The organism is Enterococcus sp. AZ040 (assembly GCF_050499185.1).
Classification (GTDB): domain Bacteria; phylum Bacillota; class Bacilli; order Lactobacillales; family Enterococcaceae; genus Enterococcus_D; species Enterococcus_D entomosocium.
The window spans coordinates 3,043,482-3,061,141 of sequence record NZ_JBMHEW010000001.1; the positions used below are offsets into that span (position 1 = coordinate 3,043,482).

A 17,660-nucleotide genomic window follows, 5' to 3' on the forward strand; every position below is an offset into this window, starting at 1 on the left:
TATCAAGGAGGTTTTTACATGGCAACATTTGGTAAATTCGAAACAACAATTGTCCCGTCACAAGAAGGTTCAACGTTTGAGGTCGCTACTCCTGTCATGTTCACGTTCCATGGGAAGAAACAAACTGGTACCATCACAAAGCAGTTGAAAAACTCTGCGGTGGTCGAGCTGAACGAAACCCCAGAAAACCAGAAATTAGTTTCGCAAAGTAATGGTGTATTGATCATCAATTACAAACAATTAACCAAACTATAACCCGTTTAATGCAAGGAGAAAATCAGTTGATTTTCTCCTTTTTTCATTGTCTGATTTTATGAAAAGCTAAAAAAAGCCATGGATAACCGATCGAACCGTTTTGGCAGTCGATCTTCTTCCATGGCATCATTGACGAGGCAAAACTTGAAGCAGTTGCCTTTGTCTTATTTGTATTGATTTATTTTGTACCGAATAGACGGTCACCGGCATCGCCCAAACCAGGAACGATATAGCCGTGTTCATTTAGGCGTTCATCAAGATTTGCAGTGTAGATATCAACATCTGGATGGGCATCTTGCAATGCTTTCACGCCTTCTGGTGCAGCAACTAAGCAGACGAATTTCATGTTTGAAGCGCCGCGTTTTTTCAGTGCGTCGATCGCCATGATCGCTGAACCGCCCGTAGCTAACATTGGGTCAACGATAAATAATTGACGTTCATCGATATCTTCAGGTAATTTTACGAAGTATTCGTGTGGTTCTAGCGTTTCTTCATCACGGTACATCCCGATATGACCAACTTTTGCGGCTGGGATCAATTCAAGGATACCATCAACCATGCCTAGACCTGCGCGCAGGATCGGAATGATCGCTACCTTTTTACCAGATAGTGTTTTTTGTGTTGATTCTTCAATTGGTGTTTCAATCACTAGATCTTCAAGCGGCATGTCGCGAGACACTTCATACGCCATCAACATTGCGATTTCATTAACAACTTCACGGAAAACCTTTGTTCCACAGTTCTTGTCGCGGATCATTGTTAATTTGTGTTGGATCAGCGGGTGATCGATTACTTGAAATTTACCCATTTAAAAAAATCTCCTTTGGTTTTTCTCTTATTTTAAAGCAAATCGGCTCTTGTTACAACCATCTGCCACAGGCAATACTGCTTTTCCTCAAAAAAAGGATTGTGTTAGAAGGAAGGAGACAAGACGGCATGTAACACGCCTCTGCGTTCATTCTAGCCCCTTTTTCACTTTTGGTGATCAAAGAGCTGGAGCGCAGGAAAAACGCGTGAGACATCTTGTCTGACCTTAACTTCTGTCACAGTCCCATTTTATTTGTTTTTGTAAAGTGGATAGTTATCCGTCAATTCTTTGACTTGCGCCGCTACTTCTGCCAAGACGGCTTCATCATTTGGTTTTTCTAAAACTTTGACGATCAATTTCGCCACTTCGACACAATCTTCTTCTTTAAAGCCACGACTAGTGATCGCTGGTGTCCCCACGCGAATCCCACTCGTTTTGAAAGGACTTAATGATTCGAAAGGAATCGAGTTTTTATTGACGGTGATATTGACTTGATCCAGCAATGCTTCTGCTTCTTTTCCGTTCAAATCAAAGCCACGCACATCGATCAATAATAGGTGATTGTCTGTTGCACCAGAGACCAAGCGAGCTTGTGGTGCTTGGTTGAAGACTTTCGCCATTGCTTGCGCATTGCGAATGACTTGTTCAGAGTACTCTTTGAACGACGCATCTTGTGCTTCTTTAAAAGCAACAGCTTTCGCTGCAATCACGTGCTCTAATGGGCCGCCTTGAATACCAGGGAAAACGGCACTATTGATTTTTTTCGCTAAATCTTCATCATTTGTTAAAATCAAGCCGCCTCGAGGGCCGCGTAATGTTTTATGGGTCGTAGAAGTCGTGATGTCCGCATAAGGAACTGGGTTTGGATGAAGACCAGCCGCTACTAAACCAGCGATATGCGCCATATCCACCATCAATTTTGCGCCAACTTCATCGGCGATTTCACGGAACTTCGCAAAATCGATTGTACGTGAGTAAGCACTGGCACCGGCAACGATCAGTTTCGGTTGATGCTTGCGCGCCAAAATACGAACGACATTGTAGTCAATGACTTCTGTTGCAGGATCAACACCATAACTAACAAAATTATAGGTCTTGCCGCTGAAATTCACTGGTGAGCCATGGGTCAAATGACCGCCTGCGGAAAGATCCATCCCTAATACTGTATCGCCTGTTTCGATCAACGCTAAATAAGCTGCTGTGTTGGCTTGAGAACCAGAATGCGGTTGAACATTGGCATATGCCGCACCGAAAATACTTTTCGCCCGTTCAATTGCTAAGTTTTCTACCACATCAACAAATTCACAGCCGCCATAGTAACGACGACCTGGATAACCTTCAGCGTATTTATTTGTCAAAATACTACCTTGCGCAGCCATTACACCTTCTGAAACGATATTTTCAGACGCAATCAATTCCAAATTGTTTTGTTGACGATTCGTTTCTTTTTCGATCGCTTGCCACAATTCGGGATCAAACGTTTGATAATCCATGCTTACAACACCCCTTTACCTTAATGGTAGCATTGTATCACATTTCTTCATAAGCTACCTATAATGAATTCTGGTTTTTTGCTAATTTTCTTGAAAGAAACTTTGATTTGCAGCTTTTTTCAACCGATTCATATAAGCAGCCCCTAAGCCGCTTTCTGGAAACGTGGGTGCGAATAAGACATCTAGCTCAGCAATCGATTCATCTAACGCCCGTAACCCCGCAAACAGCCCTTTTGTCGCAGCTTCCACACTGTCATCAAAAAATAAATAGATGGCTGCAGCTTCGAAGCGGACCTGCTCGGCGATCGTCGGTCCAGCTAAAACACCTACCTTAAGCTGCTGTTCTCTCGCCCAAGCCATGGCTGCCGACCAATCTTGGTCATTGACCATCATGACGTTGGTATTCGGTGCATAGTGCTTGTATTTCATGCCTGGCGCTTTGGGTGCTTCACTTTCTGTTACTAAATGCTGATCGACGAGGACTTTTGTTTGTAAGACTGCTTCAAGCTGTTCTTTAGAGATTGCACCAGGGCGTAAGATGATCGGCGGTGCCGTTGGGTCACTCAAATCTAAGACCGTTGATTCGACACCGATCTGTGTCACCCCATCGTCCAAGATGCCAGCGATTTTGCCTGCCAGATCATGCTGAACATGCGCAGCTGATGTTGGGCTTGGTTTACCAGATGTATTTGCGCTAGGACCAACCAATGGCTGTTGGGCTTGTTTGATCAACGCTAACGTCTTGGTGTTGTTGGGCATCCGAAACGCCGCTGTGGATAAGCCGCCAGTAACGATGCTAGGTAAGCTGTCTTTTTTGATCGAAAAGATCAAGGTTAGGGGCCCAGGCCAGAAAGTTTCCATCAATTTATCAGCAAAAGGATGCTTGTTATCCACAAACGGTTCCAACTGCTCTGGCTCGGCAATATGAACGATCAAAGGGTTGTCACTAGGTCGTCCTTTGACTTGATACACTTGCGCAACAGCCTTTGGCAAAAGCGCGCTAGCCCCTAGTCCATAGACAGTTTCCGTCGGGAACGCCACTAATCCCCCCTCAGCTAAGATAGCTGCTGCTTCGTTTAACTTTGATTGATCAAAAATTTTTGTTTCCACAATTTATCCACATCCTTTTTTGAGAAGTTTCCACACTTATCAACATTTTCTCGTTTCTTATCCACATTTTGTGGATAAGTCGTTTGTCAAGTGTGGATAACCTTGTTTATAACTCCATTTATTCCCAAATTGTTCATTTCATAAGGTTTTTGCACTTTTTCTGTAGCAAAAAAAATTTATTTATCCACATCTTGTGGATGACTGACAAACACCATCCGATCTTGACCCGCAAGATCTTTTACTACGGTAACTTCTTTGTTGGGAAAAGCGGCTGCAAAAAGCTGTTGAACAGCTTGTCCTTGCTGGAAGCCGATTTCCAGCGCCATTTGCCCACTTGGTGCCAAACACTTCGGTGCTTGCTGTGCTAATTGCTTATAGATCGCCAATCCTTGTTCTTGAGCAAAAAGCGCCATTTTAGGTTCTTTTTCCCGTACGCTGATATCCATCAGCGGCCACTCTTCAGCGCTGATATACGGCGGGTTGGAAACGATCAGATCCCATTGCTGATCTGCCACAGGCTCCAAGGTATCTCCTTGGAAAAAGCGGATCTCCGCACCTAAGGCTGTCGCATTTTCTTTAGCAACAGCTAACGCCTCTGCTGAAAGATCCACGGCACTTACCGACCACTGGGGACGTGCCAATTTTAAGGCAATGGCGATCGCTCCTGTACCCGTGCCAATGTCAACGACTCGTAGCGGCTGATCTGCTGGTAGTTTTGCCAGACAGTTTTCCACCAGCTCTTCGGTTTCTGGACGCGGGATCAAGGTTGCAGGGGTCACTTTTAAGCGATGACCATAAAATTCTTCATACCCCAATAAATATTGCGGGGGTTCATGCTGTAGCAACTGTTCAAGATCTGCTGCGATCTGTGCCTCATCTTCCCTTAGGATGGGTTGGTCCATCTGCAGCAGCCAATCGAGTTGCTGCCAGTTTTTTCGCTGTAAAAACAGGTATTGGATCGCATACCCGTCCAGTCCTTTCGTTTCTAAAAAAGAAGAAGCCCGTGAAAGGACTTCTCGATAGGTTTTAGCCATTTTGCATCTCATCTAATTTTGATGTTTGATCGTAAACGATCAGTGCATCAACAATTTCATCGAGTTTTCCAGCTAAAATTTGATCCAATTTTTGAATAGTCAACCCGATACGGTGATCTGTTACGCGGTTTTGCGGGAAGTTATAGGTCCGGATCCGTTCAGAACGATCGCCGGTACCCACTGCTGATTTACGGTTTGCATCGTATTCGCTTTGTGCTTCTTGCTGCATTTGGTCATAGACCCGTGCCCGCAAGACTTTCATCGCTTTCTCACGGTTTTTCAGCTGTGAACGCTCATCTTGCATCGCAACAGCGATCCCAGTTGGCAAGTGAGTCAAACGAACAGCAGAAGCTGTTTTGTTAACGTGCTGACCACCGGCACCAGAGGCATGGTAAATATCGGTACGAATATCTTTGTCTGCGATATCGATTTCGACTTCTTCTGCTTCAGGCATAACCACGACCGTTGCCGTAGACGTATGGATTCGGCCTTGTGATTCGGTAGACGGTACCCTTTGCACTCGGTGGGCGCCGCTCTCATATTTCAATTTTGAAAAGACGTTGTCGCCAGTGATCATCATGATGACTTCTTTGTAGCCGCCGATCCCAGTGACGTTGGCATCCATGACTTCGACTTTCCAGCCTTGGTTTTCCGCATATTTTTGATACATATTGAAAAGATCGCCAGCAAATAAGGCTGCTTCGTCGCCGCCTGCTGCACCACGGATCTCCATGATGATGTTTTTGTCATCATTCGGGTCTTTTGGCAACAACAAAATCTTGATGCGTTCTTCTAAAACGTCTTTTTCTTTTTTCAAGTCAGAGAGTTCTTCTTTGGCCATCTCAGCCATTTCTGCATCTAGGTTTTCCCCAAGCATTTCTTCAGTGTCCTTGATTCCTTCAACGACTTCTTTGTAACGGCGGTAGACTTCCACCGTTTCCCGTGTATTGGCTTCTTCTTTTGAAAGCTGCATGAAGCGTTTGGTGTCAGAGATCACGGCTGGATCACTTAGTAATTCGCCTAATTCTTCGTAACGGTCTTCGATTGCTTGTAACTGATCGTACATTGATTATTCTCCTTCTTTTTTCATTCCCGGGTGAAAGTAATGCTTGCGGCAAACTGGATAATACGCTTCATTGCCGCCGATTTGTACTTGATCGCCCTCGTAAACGGGTTTTCCGTCGATATAGTGCAAGTTCATGGTTGCTTTTTTATGACAGAACCAGCAGATGGTTTTCATCTCTTCGATTTTATCTGCGTAAAGCAGCAAGTATTTTGAGCCTTCAAATAATTCATTGCGGAAATCATTTTTCAAGCCAAAGGCCATTACAGGAATACCTAACTCATCCACGATTTTGGTGAAAGCCAGCACGTGATGCTTCTTTAGGAACTGTGCTTCGTCGATCAAAATACAATAAGGTTTATAACCGAGGTCTTTGATCAAATGAAATAGATCCGTTTCATCAAAAATCGGGATCGCGTCTCGCTCTAAGCCGATGCGACTCGAAACATTTCCCACGCCGCTTCTCGTGTCCAATCCACTTGTCATGATCACGACTGGTTTGTCTTGTTCTTCATAGTTGTGAGCAACTTTCAGTATCTCGATCGTTTTCCCACTATTCATTGCGCCATATTTAAAAAAAAGCTGTGCCATCTCGCCCATCCTTCCTCATACTCCTTTGGTATTATACTTGAAAAAGGAGAATTTTTACAGACTTAAATTCGACACACGCCGCCTTTTACGCAAGAGTTTTACGAAAAGTTAACGGATTTTTTGCTGCCGGTACTTCTTAATCATTTCTGGCTTTTCTGGCCACTTCTGCCAATACTTGACAAGCCAGTGGATATTCTGGATTTTCATTCCCATTGATATCCGTTGCAATGATCACAAAACCGAGCTGCTGGTAGAGCTTGATTGCTGCGTGGCTCCACGTTTGCGTATGAAGATACATCGGCTCGTTGGCTGCCTCTAAGACAGAAACGACTTGCGTGACCAAGCCGCGAGCGATCCCTTGACGTTGAGCTTGCGGCATTACTGCTACCCAATGGACTAGCGGAACCGGTGTACCGTCTTGCTTGGCTTTTTTCCAAGCGGTAGCCGTGCCGACCGGTGTACCTGTTTGATCAAGGGCAAAAAACATTCGCTGTCCTAGCTGTGCTTGCTCGGGCATAAATTCTTTTTCAAAATACGCCAATGCCTCTTCCTCATTGTCAAACTCTCCGACGGATGTTTCGATCCGTGCCCAGTGCCTTTCGTCTCCTGCTTGGTAGCTGCGTAGCGAATAGTTATCGGATTGAATGGGCTGGATCGGTGTGCTTTTGTGTGCTCGCTTCATCCAGATTTCTGCATATGGAATTGATTTATCTAACATTGGTTGTGCCTCTCTTTCCTTGGTTTCGTCCTTGTTCAACGGTTTCTTTGGGATTCAATCACGTAATTTCTTTACTAGAAAAATTTCTGTTAGCTGATTTTGCGTATGGGCGATTCTCCCGATTTCTTCATAGCCCACTCGCTGATAAAAATCTGGTGCTTGGAAATCAAAAGTCGCCGTCTGGCAATTTTCACAGCCAAATGCTTTCAACTGCTGTTCAAGATCCGTAAGAATCTGTTTGCCATACCCTTTTCCCCGCTCGGATGCTTTGACCCACAGGGTGTCAAGATAGCCGATATGATACATTGAGGCGTAGGCAATACCGCCAGCAATCACCACACCCTCTTTTTTGATTACACTGCTAAAGTTCTGATAGGTCTCTGTTTGTGTAAATGGTTTTTGATGCTTTGTGTATGCTGTTAATGCTGTTTCTAACGCAGCCAATTCTTGGTCTGTTCCTTGTTCAATGATTCGCGCCATATTCAATCACTCCTTCTTGTTTCTTGATAATCTGCGATGATCTGATCGACCGTTTCTGCTATCGTTAGGCCTTCTTTGATCAGTCTTTCCTCTGAAGATCCTTTTGGGAAAAGCAAGTCTCGCTCAAGCCACCATTTACGCATCGCTTCCTCGGAAAAATAGTCTCGCTGCATTCGGGTCTGATGTCTTTTGACCGTTTCCTCGAAAGAAAGATCAAAATAATAAACTAGCTTTTTTTGGGGAAAGAGTTTCATTAGAAAGTCGAGAAAGTCTTGGTATTTTTCACGAGAATAAATCCCCTCAACAAGTATCATCGGCACTTTCCCCTTCGCATATAGGACAGCTTCTTTCATCAAACCGCTGGCTAAATTATTAGGGGTATCTTTGACACAAAAAATTTCTCGCCGAAAAACATCTTGTGAAATCAGCACTGCCTCTTCCCCAAAAACGTGCTGAACAGCTTTGGCAATAGTGGTTTTTCCGCTGCCAGAATTCCCCCGTAGTAAAATTAACATGCTTTCCATGGGCGGTTCCTTTCTTCGTTAGTAAGTTATCTAAGCATATCTCTTGTTTTTCTCTACTAGAAGCATACCATAGAAGCAAAGGAGGAATACCTATGAATGATACGGCAATTTTTGCTGGTGGTTGTTTTTGGTGCATGGTGAAGCCTTTTGATTCACAGCCAGGCATCCTCAAAGTGGTTTCGGGCTTTACTGGCGGCCATGTCCCTAACCCAACCTACCAACAAGTAACGACAGGTACCACCGGTCACACCGAAGCAGTTGAAATCACCTTTGATCCTGAAGTCATCTCTTATGAAGAATTAGTTGCCATCTATTGGCAGCAGACAGACCCCACGGATGCGTTTGGTCAGTTTGCCGACCGTGGTGATTCCTATCGTCCAGTGATTTTTTACAATAGTGAAGAACAAAAAGCGATTGCGGAAAAATCAAAGGCGCAGTTGCAAGCTAGCGGCCGCTTTGACCGTCCGATCGTAACGAAGATCGAACCAGCAGAACCTTTTTATCCTGCAGAAGATTATCATCAAGATTTTTACAAAAAAAATGCAGCCCATTACAATGCTTATAGCGAAGGCTCCGGTCGAGCCGGCTTTATTCGCCAAAACTGGGCTTAACATTTTGGGGAACGTTCCTTACAATTCATCACTAACAGCCGATCTGCCTCGTCAGCAGATCGGCTGTTTTCTGTTTTTTCCCAAAAAGGAAATTGACAGTCAGGGCATTTTCGCGCTACACTGATTAGAAAATTCTGACGATTATAAAGGAGTGTTTGTTTGATGTTAGCTAATGAAGTCCGTCCAGGTCCAAACCGTTATATTACGGGCGATGGGGTCTTAATTGATTTGCCGGAGTATTTACGAGAGTTCCAAGAGGTAGCAGTAATTACTGGGGAGCAGTCATTCGATGTGTTTTCGAACTATTACCCTCATTCATTTGACTACCCGATCTACCGCTACGATGGATCATCGAGTTATGAAAATGCGCAAACCTTAGCTGAAGCGATCCAGCAAGCAGATGCCGTGGTGGCAATCGGCGGCGGCAAGGTCGCTGATACAGCAAAAATCACCGCCCAAACCCTTGGCGCAGAGCTGATCGTGATCCCTACATTGGTTTCCAACTGTGCGCCCTTTACCCCGGTGATCGTCGCCTATTACCCCGATCATACGATTTGTAAAATCGACTATGCCAAAAAAGGTGCCTACATGACGATCGTCGACACCCGTTTTTTACTAGCCACACCTGTTGATTACTTTATCGCAGGGATCGCTGATACCTTAGCCAAATATTATGAAATGGAAGCCATCGTCCGCAACATGGCAGAAGACGACAAGACTGCCTTAGTACGGCTAGGTTTCCAAAGCGCTCTTTTGATCAAAAACTTGCTGATTGCCGATGCGATCCAAGCTGTCAAAGACCTAGAAGCTGGGCAGCTGACACCCGCCTTTGCCCGCATCACCGACGCGATCATTGCTTTGGCAGGCGAAGTTGGCGGTTTTGCAGTAGAGTTTGGCCGCACGTCCGGTGCGCATGCGCTGCATGACGGCTTGTCTTATTTGAATGAGACCCATAGTGTCTTGCACGGCAATAAAGTCGCCTACTGCATTTGGGTCCAGCTTGCCTATACCAATGATTTTGATGTGATTGAAGAATTACGGCCGTTTTACGAAGCTTTGCACTTGCCGATGAAGCTGAAGGATCTCCACGTGACACGCCTTGATCGGGATTACTTCGCCTCGGTTCTGACCTATGCTGTCAAGGAAGAAGAAACCTTTATTTTGATTGATCCTGCGATCACACCCGAAAAAGTCTATCAGGCGATCGAAGCAGTAGAGGCGCTGTAAACCGTACAAATTGCTAAACAACTTTATATCAATAAAAAACTGTTTCCCTAATGCATTTCGGAAACAGTTTTTTTATTTGATCAAACTGACACGCAGTAGCGATCCTGGCTGCGCATGTTCTTAGCGGGCAACAGCAACTGACGCATTGCCCATCACTGCACGGCTTCACCCAGCAACCCGTTTTCTAAGCAGTATTGATAAATGCCTTCCTCGGCTACGTGACCAATCACTTCGTCGGCGATCGCTTTTAACTCATCCGAAGCATTGGCCATTGCTAGACCCCAGCCGACTGCCTCCAGCATCTCAATATCATTGTTGCCATCCCCAAAGGCAATGGCTTCGGATTTATCCAAGCCATAGTAAGCCAGCATTTTGGCAATGCCGCTTCCTTTCCCGCTGCTGGCTGGAATAATATCGACTGCCCGATCCCACCAGGCGGTGATTTTCGCCTCTGTAGTATTTGCCATCACTTTGGCGTAGTCTTCTTTCCCTGAACCTAACATCACTTGGAAAATGTCTTGCTGTTGGATCAACTCTTCAAAATCTTCTGCCACGATCACTTCTTGGTGAGCAAAGGAAAAATACTCAACTAAATCAGCATCTTTGCCATTGGCAACGGTACGATCCTTCGTTGCGATTGCTACTGGACGCTTGAGCGCCGTCGCATTTTCTATGATTTGGTGAACATCTTTTTTAGGAATGGGGTTTTGGTGGATCCCCTCTGCTTGATTAAAACAATACGATCCGTTAAAGGTCAAAAACGCATCGAAGGTCACGCCTTCAAATTGCGGCAACGCGATGGGACTTCTGCCAGTCGCAATGCACAACAGGATCCCTTGCTTCTTCAAGGCTTTTAATGTGGCTAACATTCTTTTAGAGATTTGCTTTTTGCTCATGTCGATCAGTGTGCCATCAACATCAAAAAAAATAATTTTCACGTTCTTCATGATCTTCCCCATTTCCGTCTCGATTTTCAAAAAAATTGATGCGCTTTTCTCTCTATTGTTCCGTGCGGATCGTCGCTATTATCTTTTATTTCTTTTATCTTCTCATAAATTGCCAGCGTTTTCTTCTGAAATCGTGAAAATTGATCGGAATACTTACCTATTTTTAAGAATCTTAAAGAACGCCTAGACTATCGGGAACAGCTGATCCAATGTGACTAATACTCCATCCTCATCATTTGAGGGACAGACAGCGGTGGCAACGGCTTTGACGTTTTCTGGCGCATTGTCCATCGCATAGCCTCTCTGGCAATAGGCTAACATTTCCAAATCATTGCCGCCATCGCCAAAAGCGACACATTGCTCAGGAGTGATCCCCCATCGCTCTACCAAGCGTGCCAATCCTGATGCTTTGTGGCAGTTAGGCACGATCAGATCCACGGAACCATGCCCACTGCCTGTTGGCACTAGCAAACCAGCTAGTTCTTTTTGAAATAGTTCCGAATAATAGGCCGTTTTTTCGACAGGAACGGTTGGGGCAAATTTCAGGATCGTGTCCTCTACTTGGGCAAAGTCATCGACCCATTGCAATTTGTGGTAATACTTATTTGTTAATTCAAAAAAAGCATCACTGACCGTTCCCCGTTCACAATAAGCACTATTGAGCCCACACATTACATTTTTAACTTCGGGGTATTTTTTACATAAATCTAAGGTTGCGAAAACCGTTTCTCGGGGAATGTCCGCTGCAAAAAGCACTGTTTCTTTGTCTTTGACAAGTGCTCCGTTTTCTGCAACAAAACTCAGCTCGTGATCATAGCCGGGAAATTGAGCCCGCAACTGGTAATACTGATTGCCGCTGGCAACGACAAACTGACAGCCGACTGCTTTCATGCGGGCCAACACGGCCTTGAAGCGGGGAACATCATACGTATAATCCGTGCGCATAAAGGTTCCATCCATATCGACAGCTACTAACTTGATATCATAAGGGTTGGCATTCATCTACTTCTCTCCATTCTGGCTTTCTTTATTAAAGAAAGCGTTTTTCTTACATTATTATTTTAACATGTATATACAACTTCCGCATCCTTTTTCTTGCTAAAAAATCGATTGAAGGGATAGTGCCTCTCAAAAAAAGAGACTACTGCTTTACACCATTCAATCGTGCCTACCTTTTCAAAAATCCTTACAATGATTGAAGATCATTCAAAGGCAGACCATCGCTGCCAAACACAAGGATTGATTGGCGGCTCCTTTGCCCGAATGAAAAGAATCACTCCAGAAACGTTTCCTTGCGCAATTTCTGCCCCACATAAATTCTATCCTGCTTTCTTTCAAATCTACTTGGTTCTTTGGTATACTGGGGATAGTTTAATTAGTGAGGGGTTTTTGTTATGAACTTTACCCGCTTTGCTCGCTTGACGCAGCGCAGGAGCAAGACGTTTATTTCCCAGAATGTATCTTCAATCCAAGTGATTGTTTTTTATTATATCGTGATGACGGTGGTCTCTTTGGGGCTTTTTTCACTTCCCTTCTTTCGGGAACCGGGCTCTCATGTCGCGTTTATCGATCTGTTCTTTATGGCGGTCAGCACGGTCAGTGTCACAGGGTTGACTACCTTCCCGATCAATGACGTATTTAACGACCGCGGGGTCATTTTATTGGAAGTCCTCTTTCAAGTTGGTGGTTTAGGGATCATGATGATCTCGACCTTTTTTGCGATCGTTTCACGGCGCAAAATCAGTTTAAAGCAGCGCCAATTGATCATGACAGATATGAACCAGCCAAAGCTTAGCGGGATCGTTCGGATGATTCGAACGACGTTTACCATCATTTTAGTTTGTCAGTTGGTAGCAGGTACGATCTTCGCTGTTTATTTTCATCTTTACGGGTATTATGACAATTGGCGTGACGCGATCTTTTATGGGTTTTATCAAGCGATCTCTGCTGTGACCAACTCAGGGTTTGATGTGACGGGCAATTCCATCTTGCCGTTTTCCCATGATTATTTCTTCCTGACGTGTATCATGATTTTGATTTTTATCGGGGGGATCGGATTTCCAGTGATCATGGACTTTCGGGAATGGGTCCTTTTTAAAATGAAAAAACAACGCCGCCGCTTGCCGTTTCGCTTTTCTTTATTCACAAAAATTGCTGTTTTGGCTTTCGTGATCCTCTTTGTCGGCGGTACATTAGCGATCTTTTTCCTTGAGAAAGATTATTTATTCAAAGATTACAGCTTTAGTGGTATGTGGATGAACAGCATGTTTTATTCCATGACAACGCGGAATGCTGGCCTGCAGATCCATGACTTAGGCAACTTCCAAACCACGACGTTGATCGTTTTCTCCTTGCTGATGTTTATTGGTTGTAGTCCCAGCTCTGTTGGTGGGGGGATTCGGACGACGACCATTGCCATCATTGGGCTGTACCTCTATGCCTTCTTGAAAAGTGAGGACAATATCAATATCTTCGGTCGCCGGATCGATCAAGATGACGTCCGTAAATCAGTGGTGGTCTTCATGCTTTCGATGGGCATGTGCTTCTTTTGTGTCTTATTCTTGACCGCCATCGAGGATATCCCTTTGATCGCCATCATTGTTGAAGTTTCCTCGGCCTTTGGAACCACAGGGCTTTCTTTAGGAATCACGGGCGATTTATCAACCATCGGCAAACTCGTGATTGCTCTTTTGATGTTTATCGGCCGTGTCGGTATGCTGTACACCTTGATGTTATTCGTACCAAAAGAAACACGTGACTTAGGCTACGAGTACCCAACGGAAAAAATCATTATCGGTTAAAGCAGCAGCAAACCTGGCAGAAGGTTTGCTGTTTTGCTTTTCAATTTGTTGATCATCGCAAGTGAAAGAGCCGTTTATCAACATGGTCTTTGTAGAAATTTAAAGAATCGCAAAAGCAATTTAACCTTTTTCTTGGTATATGGTATGATAAATTGAATTTGCACAACGAAAGCATTCGCTCTAATGGAGGGTTACATTATGGGAATACGAAGTCATCTGGCTGTTTCAGTCGGTAAGACCTCTCAATGGGTATTAAAGAACTTTTTCAAAGGTGGCTCAAGCCTGCCTGGTAAATTAGCATTAAAAGTTGATCCACATATATTAGATCATTTGGCGAAAGATTACCAAGTCGTCGTGATCACAGGCACCAACGGCAAAACATTGACGACTGCCTTGACTGTCAATATTTTGCGCCAAGAATTTGATGAAGTATTAACGAACCCCACCGGCGCCAATATGGTCCAAGGGATCGTTTCAACCTTTCTATCGGCACGCCCTAAAAAAGGCAAAAAATTTGCGGTTTTAGAAATCGATGAAGCCAGTCTCAGCAAAGTAACGAAGTACATCAAACCGGAATTGTTCGTTTTCACCAATATTTTCCGCGATCAAATGGACCGTTATGGCGAGATCTATACGACCTATAAAATGATCGTTGAAGGTGCGGCAAACTCACCGGAAGCAACGATCCTCTGCAATGGGGATTCGCCACTGTTCAATTCGGTGGCAACTGTCAATCCGCGGAAATACTATGGATTTGATCATTTGCCAGATGAAGAGCAGATGGCCCATTACAATACGGATGGCGTGTTGTGTCCTGAGTGTCATCACATTTTGCATTATAAAATGATCACCTATGCCAATCTTGGGAAATACTACTGCCCAAATTGCGGCTTCCATCGACCAGAATTGGATTATAAACTGACGGAAATGACCGCAATGGACAACACCTCTGCTGATTTTGTGATCGATGGCAATGACTATCGCATCGAAGTTGGTGGGATGTACAATGTCTACAATGCGCTGGCGGCAACTGCGGTTGCGGAATATTATGGCGTAGCACCTGCAAAAATCAAATCTGGTTTGGCCTATGACGAAAAAGTCTTTGGCCGCCAAGAAGTGATCCGCATCGGGGACAAAGAATGTACGTTAGTCTTAGTTAAAAACCCTGTTGGTTTGAACCAAGTCATCGATATGATCGGCCTGTCGCCCTATCCTTTCTCACTAGTCAGCTTGTTGAATGCCAACTACGCAGATGGGATCGACGTCAGCTGGATTTGGGATGGCGACCATGAAGCGTTTGCCGATATGGGGATTCCTCAAGTGATCGCTGGTGGTGATCGTCACAAAGATATGGCGTTGCGGTTAAAAGTTGCGGGGATCCCTGAAGAGAAAATCATTGAAACCCCTGAACTTGATGACGTCATCAAGCAAATTGCAGACTTACCAACAGAAAAAGTCTATATTTTAGCGACTTACACTGCAGTCCTGCAGCTACGCAAAAAGCTTGCGGAAAAAGGCTATATCAAAGGAGGAATGAGTCGTGACTAAGTATCAACTGAATGTTGCCCACTTGTATGGAAATCTTTTGAATACTTATGGCGACAATGGCAATCTCTTGATGCTGCGCTACGTGGCCGAAAAACTAGGCGTGACCTTCAACGCAGAAGTCGTCAGCATTCACGAGCCCTTCGATCCTGAAAAATATGATCTCGTCTTCTTCGGTGGCGGGCAAGATTTTGAACAAGTGATCGTTTCACAAGATATCCAATCAAAAAAAGAAGCCCTGACCAGCTATATCGAAAATGATGGCGTGATGCTGGCAATTTGCGGCGGCTATCAATTGCTGGGTCATTACTACATCGGTGCCAACGGCGAGAAAATCAAGGGGATCGGTGCCTTGGATCATTACACCTTAAGCCAGGAAAACAACCGGTTCATCGGTGACATCGTGATCCACAATGAAGAATTCGATGAGACCTATTATGGCTTTGAAAACCATAATGGCCGTACTTTCTTAGGTAAAGGGGAAAAACCATTGGGGAAAGTCATCCAAGGACAAGGAAACAATGGCGAAGACCAAACCGAAGGCGTGGTTTACCGCAATGTGTTCGGCTCTTACTTCCACGGACCGCTTCTCGCAAGAAATGAGCATTTGGCAGAGCGCTTGATCCGCACCGCCCTTGCCAATCGTTATGGCAACGTCGAAATTTAAATACACGTACTTAGCAAACAAACCTGTTTTTCGCAGGTTTGTTTTTTTATGGGAAATTTCCCCGCAGTTGCTGCCTTTTCTCTTTGTTTGCTTCTACGTTCCTATGCCGCCTCACTTTATTGTAACCGCTATCTTTCTTTTCTATACTGAGGTTGTAGTAAAAATTGAAAGGAGATGTTAAGAAATTATGATGGAAAAAGTTCAGCGGTTTGGCGGTGCGATGTTTACCCCGGTCCTCTTGTTTTCATTTTCGGGGATCATGGTCGCGCTGTGTATTATCTTTAAAAATCCGATGCTTGTGGGGAGCATCGCCACTGAAGGCTCTACTTGGTTCAACATTTGGACGATCATTGAAAACGGTGCATGGACGGTCTTCAACCAAATGGAATTACTATTTGTTATTGGATTACCGATCGGTCTCGCAAAAAAAGCCAATGCGCGAGCGGCAATGGAAGCCTTTGTCGTCTATATTACTTGTAATTATTTTATTTCTGGCATGATCGAGTACTTTGGTCACTTCTTCGGTGTCAACTTTGCAGCTGATCCCGGCGGTGAGAGTGGCTTGAAAATGATCGCCGGCATCAAAACATTAGATACTGGTATTATCGGAGCAATTTTTATTTCGGCGATCGTCGTCTATCTTCACAACAAGTTTTTCGATACGAAGCTGCCTGATTTTCTCGGAATCTTCCAAGGCTCTTCCTTTGTCGTGATCCTTGGATTCTTTTTGATGTTGCCAGTCGCTTTCTTGATTGCATTGATTTGGCCGAAAGTCCAAGCTGGCATTGGGTCCATGCAAGGGTTTCTAGCAAGTGCTGGGGTCTTTGGGGTCTGGCTCTATACTTTCTTAGAGCGAATATTGATCCCCACAGGTCTCCATCATTTCGTGTATACCCCCTTTGTTTTTGGTCCTGCTGTCGTCGAAGAAGGAATCTCCAAATACTGGATGGCACATTTACAAGAATTTGCCCAATCCACCAGACCATTGAAAGAGCTTTTCCCTGAAGGGGGCTTTGCTTTACATGGCAATTCTAAGATCTTTGCTGCACCGGGGATCGCTGCTGCTTTTTATTTCACAGCCAAGCCTGAGAATAAAAAGAAAGTCTTAGCGATTTTGATCCCTGCCACTTTAACTGCCGTTTTAGCTGGTATCACTGAGCCATTGGAATTCACCTTCCTCTTTATCTCACCACCCCTCTTTGCGGTGCACGCTGTTTTAGCAGCGACCATGGCGGCAACGATGTTTGCCTTCGGGGTCGTTGGAGATATGGGGGGCGGCTTGATCGATCTGTTAGCGAAGGTCTGGATTCCGCTATTTCAAAATCATCGCAGTATGATCTTCACGCAGTTGGTGATTGGGTTAGCCTTTACTGCGCTTTATTTCCTTGTTTTCCGCTTCTTGATCCTCAAATTTAAGTTAGCCACACCAGGACGGGAAGAAAACAATAGCGAAGTCAAACTATACACCAAAAAAGATTACAAAGAAAAACAAGCCAACACTGGAACTCCAGTGATTGCCGGTGCCAATCGCTACACCGAACAAGCCGCAGTCTACTTAGAAGGGTTTGGCGGTCGCGACAATATCGATAAAGTCACTAATTGTGCCACTCGCCTAAGAATCACCGTCAAAGATCAAGACCAAGTGCTGCCAGATGACATCTTTAAAGGCGCTGGTGCCCATGGTGTCGTTCGCAACGGCAACGCCTTCCAAGTGATCGTTGGCCTGGATGTGCCACAAGTGAGAGAACAATTCGAAAAATTATTAGCTGTATCAGACTAAGGAGGA

18 protein-coding genes are annotated in these 17,660 nt (G+C 44.6%); 7 read left to right on the forward strand and 11 right to left on the reverse strand.

Features of this window, described 5'->3' with window-relative positions; translation table 11 throughout:
- The first annotated feature begins 18 nt into the window (after window positions 1-18).
- A complete protein-coding gene (locus IGK63_RS13935) occupies window positions 19-255 on the forward strand; it encodes a hypothetical protein (RefSeq protein WP_005227896.1) in 237 nt (78 codons plus the stop codon).
- A 178-nt stretch (window positions 256-433) separates the two neighbouring features.
- On the opposite strand, the gene upp is transcribed toward IGK63_RS13935, so the two are convergent.
- The 9 genes from upp to IGK63_RS13980 form a co-directional block, all read right to left on the reverse strand.
- A complete protein-coding gene (upp, locus tag IGK63_RS13940) occupies window positions 434-1,063 on the reverse strand; it encodes a uracil phosphoribosyltransferase (RefSeq protein ID WP_005227894.1) in 630 nt (209 codons plus the stop codon).
- Window positions 1,064-1,311: 248 nt separating this feature from the next.
- Window positions 1,312-2,556, reverse strand: a complete 1,245-nt coding sequence (gene glyA / locus IGK63_RS13945) for a serine hydroxymethyltransferase (protein WP_008379359.1) — start codon at window positions 2,554-2,556, stop codon at window positions 1,312-1,314.
- Window positions 2,557-2,637: 81 nt separating this feature from the next.
- Window positions 2,638-3,666, reverse strand: a complete 1,029-nt coding sequence (locus IGK63_RS13950) for an L-threonylcarbamoyladenylate synthase (protein WP_008379357.1) — start codon at window positions 3,664-3,666, stop codon at window positions 2,638-2,640.
- A gap of 176 nt (window positions 3,667-3,842) precedes the next feature.
- On the reverse strand, window positions 3,843-4,700 hold the full coding sequence (prmC, locus tag IGK63_RS13955) for a peptide chain release factor N(5)-glutamine methyltransferase (RefSeq protein ID WP_005233577.1): 858 nt from the start codon (window positions 4,698-4,700) through the stop codon (window positions 3,843-3,845).
- Complete coding sequence (gene prfA / locus IGK63_RS13960) at window positions 4,693-5,766, reverse strand: peptide chain release factor 1 (protein ID WP_005227884.1); 1,074 nt, start codon at window positions 5,764-5,766, stop codon at window positions 4,693-4,695. The genes prmC and prfA overlap by 8 nt, the downstream gene beginning before the upstream one ends.
- A 3-nt stretch (window positions 5,767-5,769) precedes the next feature.
- Window positions 5,770-6,354, reverse strand: a complete 585-nt coding sequence (locus IGK63_RS13965; protein WP_005227882.1) for a thymidine kinase — start codon at window positions 6,352-6,354, stop codon at window positions 5,770-5,772.
- Window positions 6,355-6,490: 136 nt separating this feature from the next.
- Window positions 6,491-7,072 carry a GNAT family N-acetyltransferase gene (locus IGK63_RS13970; RefSeq protein ID WP_008379353.1) on the reverse strand — a complete coding sequence of 194 codons (582 nt, stop codon included), beginning with the start codon at window positions 7,070-7,072 and terminating at the stop codon, window positions 6,491-6,493.
- A gap of 54 nt (window positions 7,073-7,126) precedes the next feature.
- A complete protein-coding gene (locus tag IGK63_RS13975) occupies window positions 7,127-7,552 on the reverse strand; it encodes a GNAT family N-acetyltransferase (RefSeq protein ID WP_005233566.1) in 426 nt (141 codons plus the stop codon).
- Between the two features lie 2 nt (window positions 7,553-7,554).
- Entirely contained in the window at window positions 7,555-8,076 is a 522-nt protein-coding gene (locus IGK63_RS13980) for an AAA family ATPase (protein WP_008379349.1), read from the reverse strand.
- Window positions 8,077-8,168: 92 nt separating this feature from the next.
- On the opposite strand from IGK63_RS13980, the gene msrA reads away from it, so the two are divergent.
- Both msrA and IGK63_RS13990 read left to right on the forward strand, forming a co-directional pair.
- Window positions 8,169-8,687, forward strand: coding sequence for a peptide-methionine (S)-S-oxide reductase MsrA (gene msrA / locus IGK63_RS13985; RefSeq protein ID WP_008379347.1), 519 nt, complete (start codon window positions 8,169-8,171; stop codon window positions 8,685-8,687).
- Between the two features lie 162 nt (window positions 8,688-8,849).
- Window positions 8,850-9,914 (forward strand): iron-containing alcohol dehydrogenase family protein, encoded by a 1,065-nt coding sequence (locus tag IGK63_RS13990; RefSeq protein ID WP_016612946.1) that lies wholly within the window; start codon window positions 8,850-8,852, stop codon window positions 9,912-9,914.
- 152 nt (window positions 9,915-10,066) lie between these two features.
- Here the strand turns inward: IGK63_RS13990 and IGK63_RS13995 are convergent, their stop codons facing one another.
- Together IGK63_RS13995 and IGK63_RS14000 are read right to left on the reverse strand one after the other, a co-directional pair.
- Window positions 10,067-10,861, reverse strand: a complete 795-nt coding sequence (locus IGK63_RS13995) for an HAD family hydrolase (RefSeq protein WP_345774313.1) — start codon at window positions 10,859-10,861, stop codon at window positions 10,067-10,069.
- 183 nt (window positions 10,862-11,044) lie between these two features.
- Window positions 11,045-11,863 carry a Cof-type HAD-IIB family hydrolase gene (locus tag IGK63_RS14000; RefSeq protein WP_016612950.1) on the reverse strand — a complete coding sequence of 273 codons (819 nt, stop codon included), beginning with the start codon at window positions 11,861-11,863 and terminating at the stop codon, window positions 11,045-11,047.
- A gap of 392 nt (window positions 11,864-12,255) precedes the next feature.
- Here IGK63_RS14000 and IGK63_RS14005 point away from each other — a divergent pair, with 392 nt between their 5' ends.
- The 4 genes from IGK63_RS14005 (at window position 12,256) to IGK63_RS14020 (ending at window position 17,654) form a co-directional block, all read left to right on the forward strand.
- Window positions 12,256-13,662, forward strand: a complete 1,407-nt coding sequence (locus IGK63_RS14005; protein ID WP_008379338.1) for a TrkH family potassium uptake protein — start codon at window positions 12,256-12,258, stop codon at window positions 13,660-13,662.
- 198 nt (window positions 13,663-13,860) lie between these two features.
- Window positions 13,861-15,210 carry a Mur ligase family protein gene (locus tag IGK63_RS14010; protein ID WP_005227862.1) on the forward strand — a complete coding sequence of 450 codons (1,350 nt, stop codon included), beginning with the start codon at window positions 13,861-13,863 and terminating at the stop codon, window positions 15,208-15,210.
- The gene (locus IGK63_RS14015) at window positions 15,203-15,874 is read left to right on the forward strand and encodes a type 1 glutamine amidotransferase (RefSeq protein ID WP_005233555.1); all 672 of its coding nucleotides are present in this window, start codon (window positions 15,203-15,205) and stop codon (window positions 15,872-15,874) included. Before IGK63_RS14010 ends, IGK63_RS14015 begins: the two co-directional genes overlap by 8 nt.
- 187 nt (window positions 15,875-16,061) lie before the next feature.
- On the forward strand, window positions 16,062-17,654 hold the full coding sequence (locus tag IGK63_RS14020; RefSeq protein ID WP_005233553.1) for an alpha-glucoside-specific PTS transporter subunit IIBC: 1,593 nt from the start codon (window positions 16,062-16,064) through the stop codon (window positions 17,652-17,654).
- Window positions 17,655-17,660: the final 6 nt, after the last annotated feature.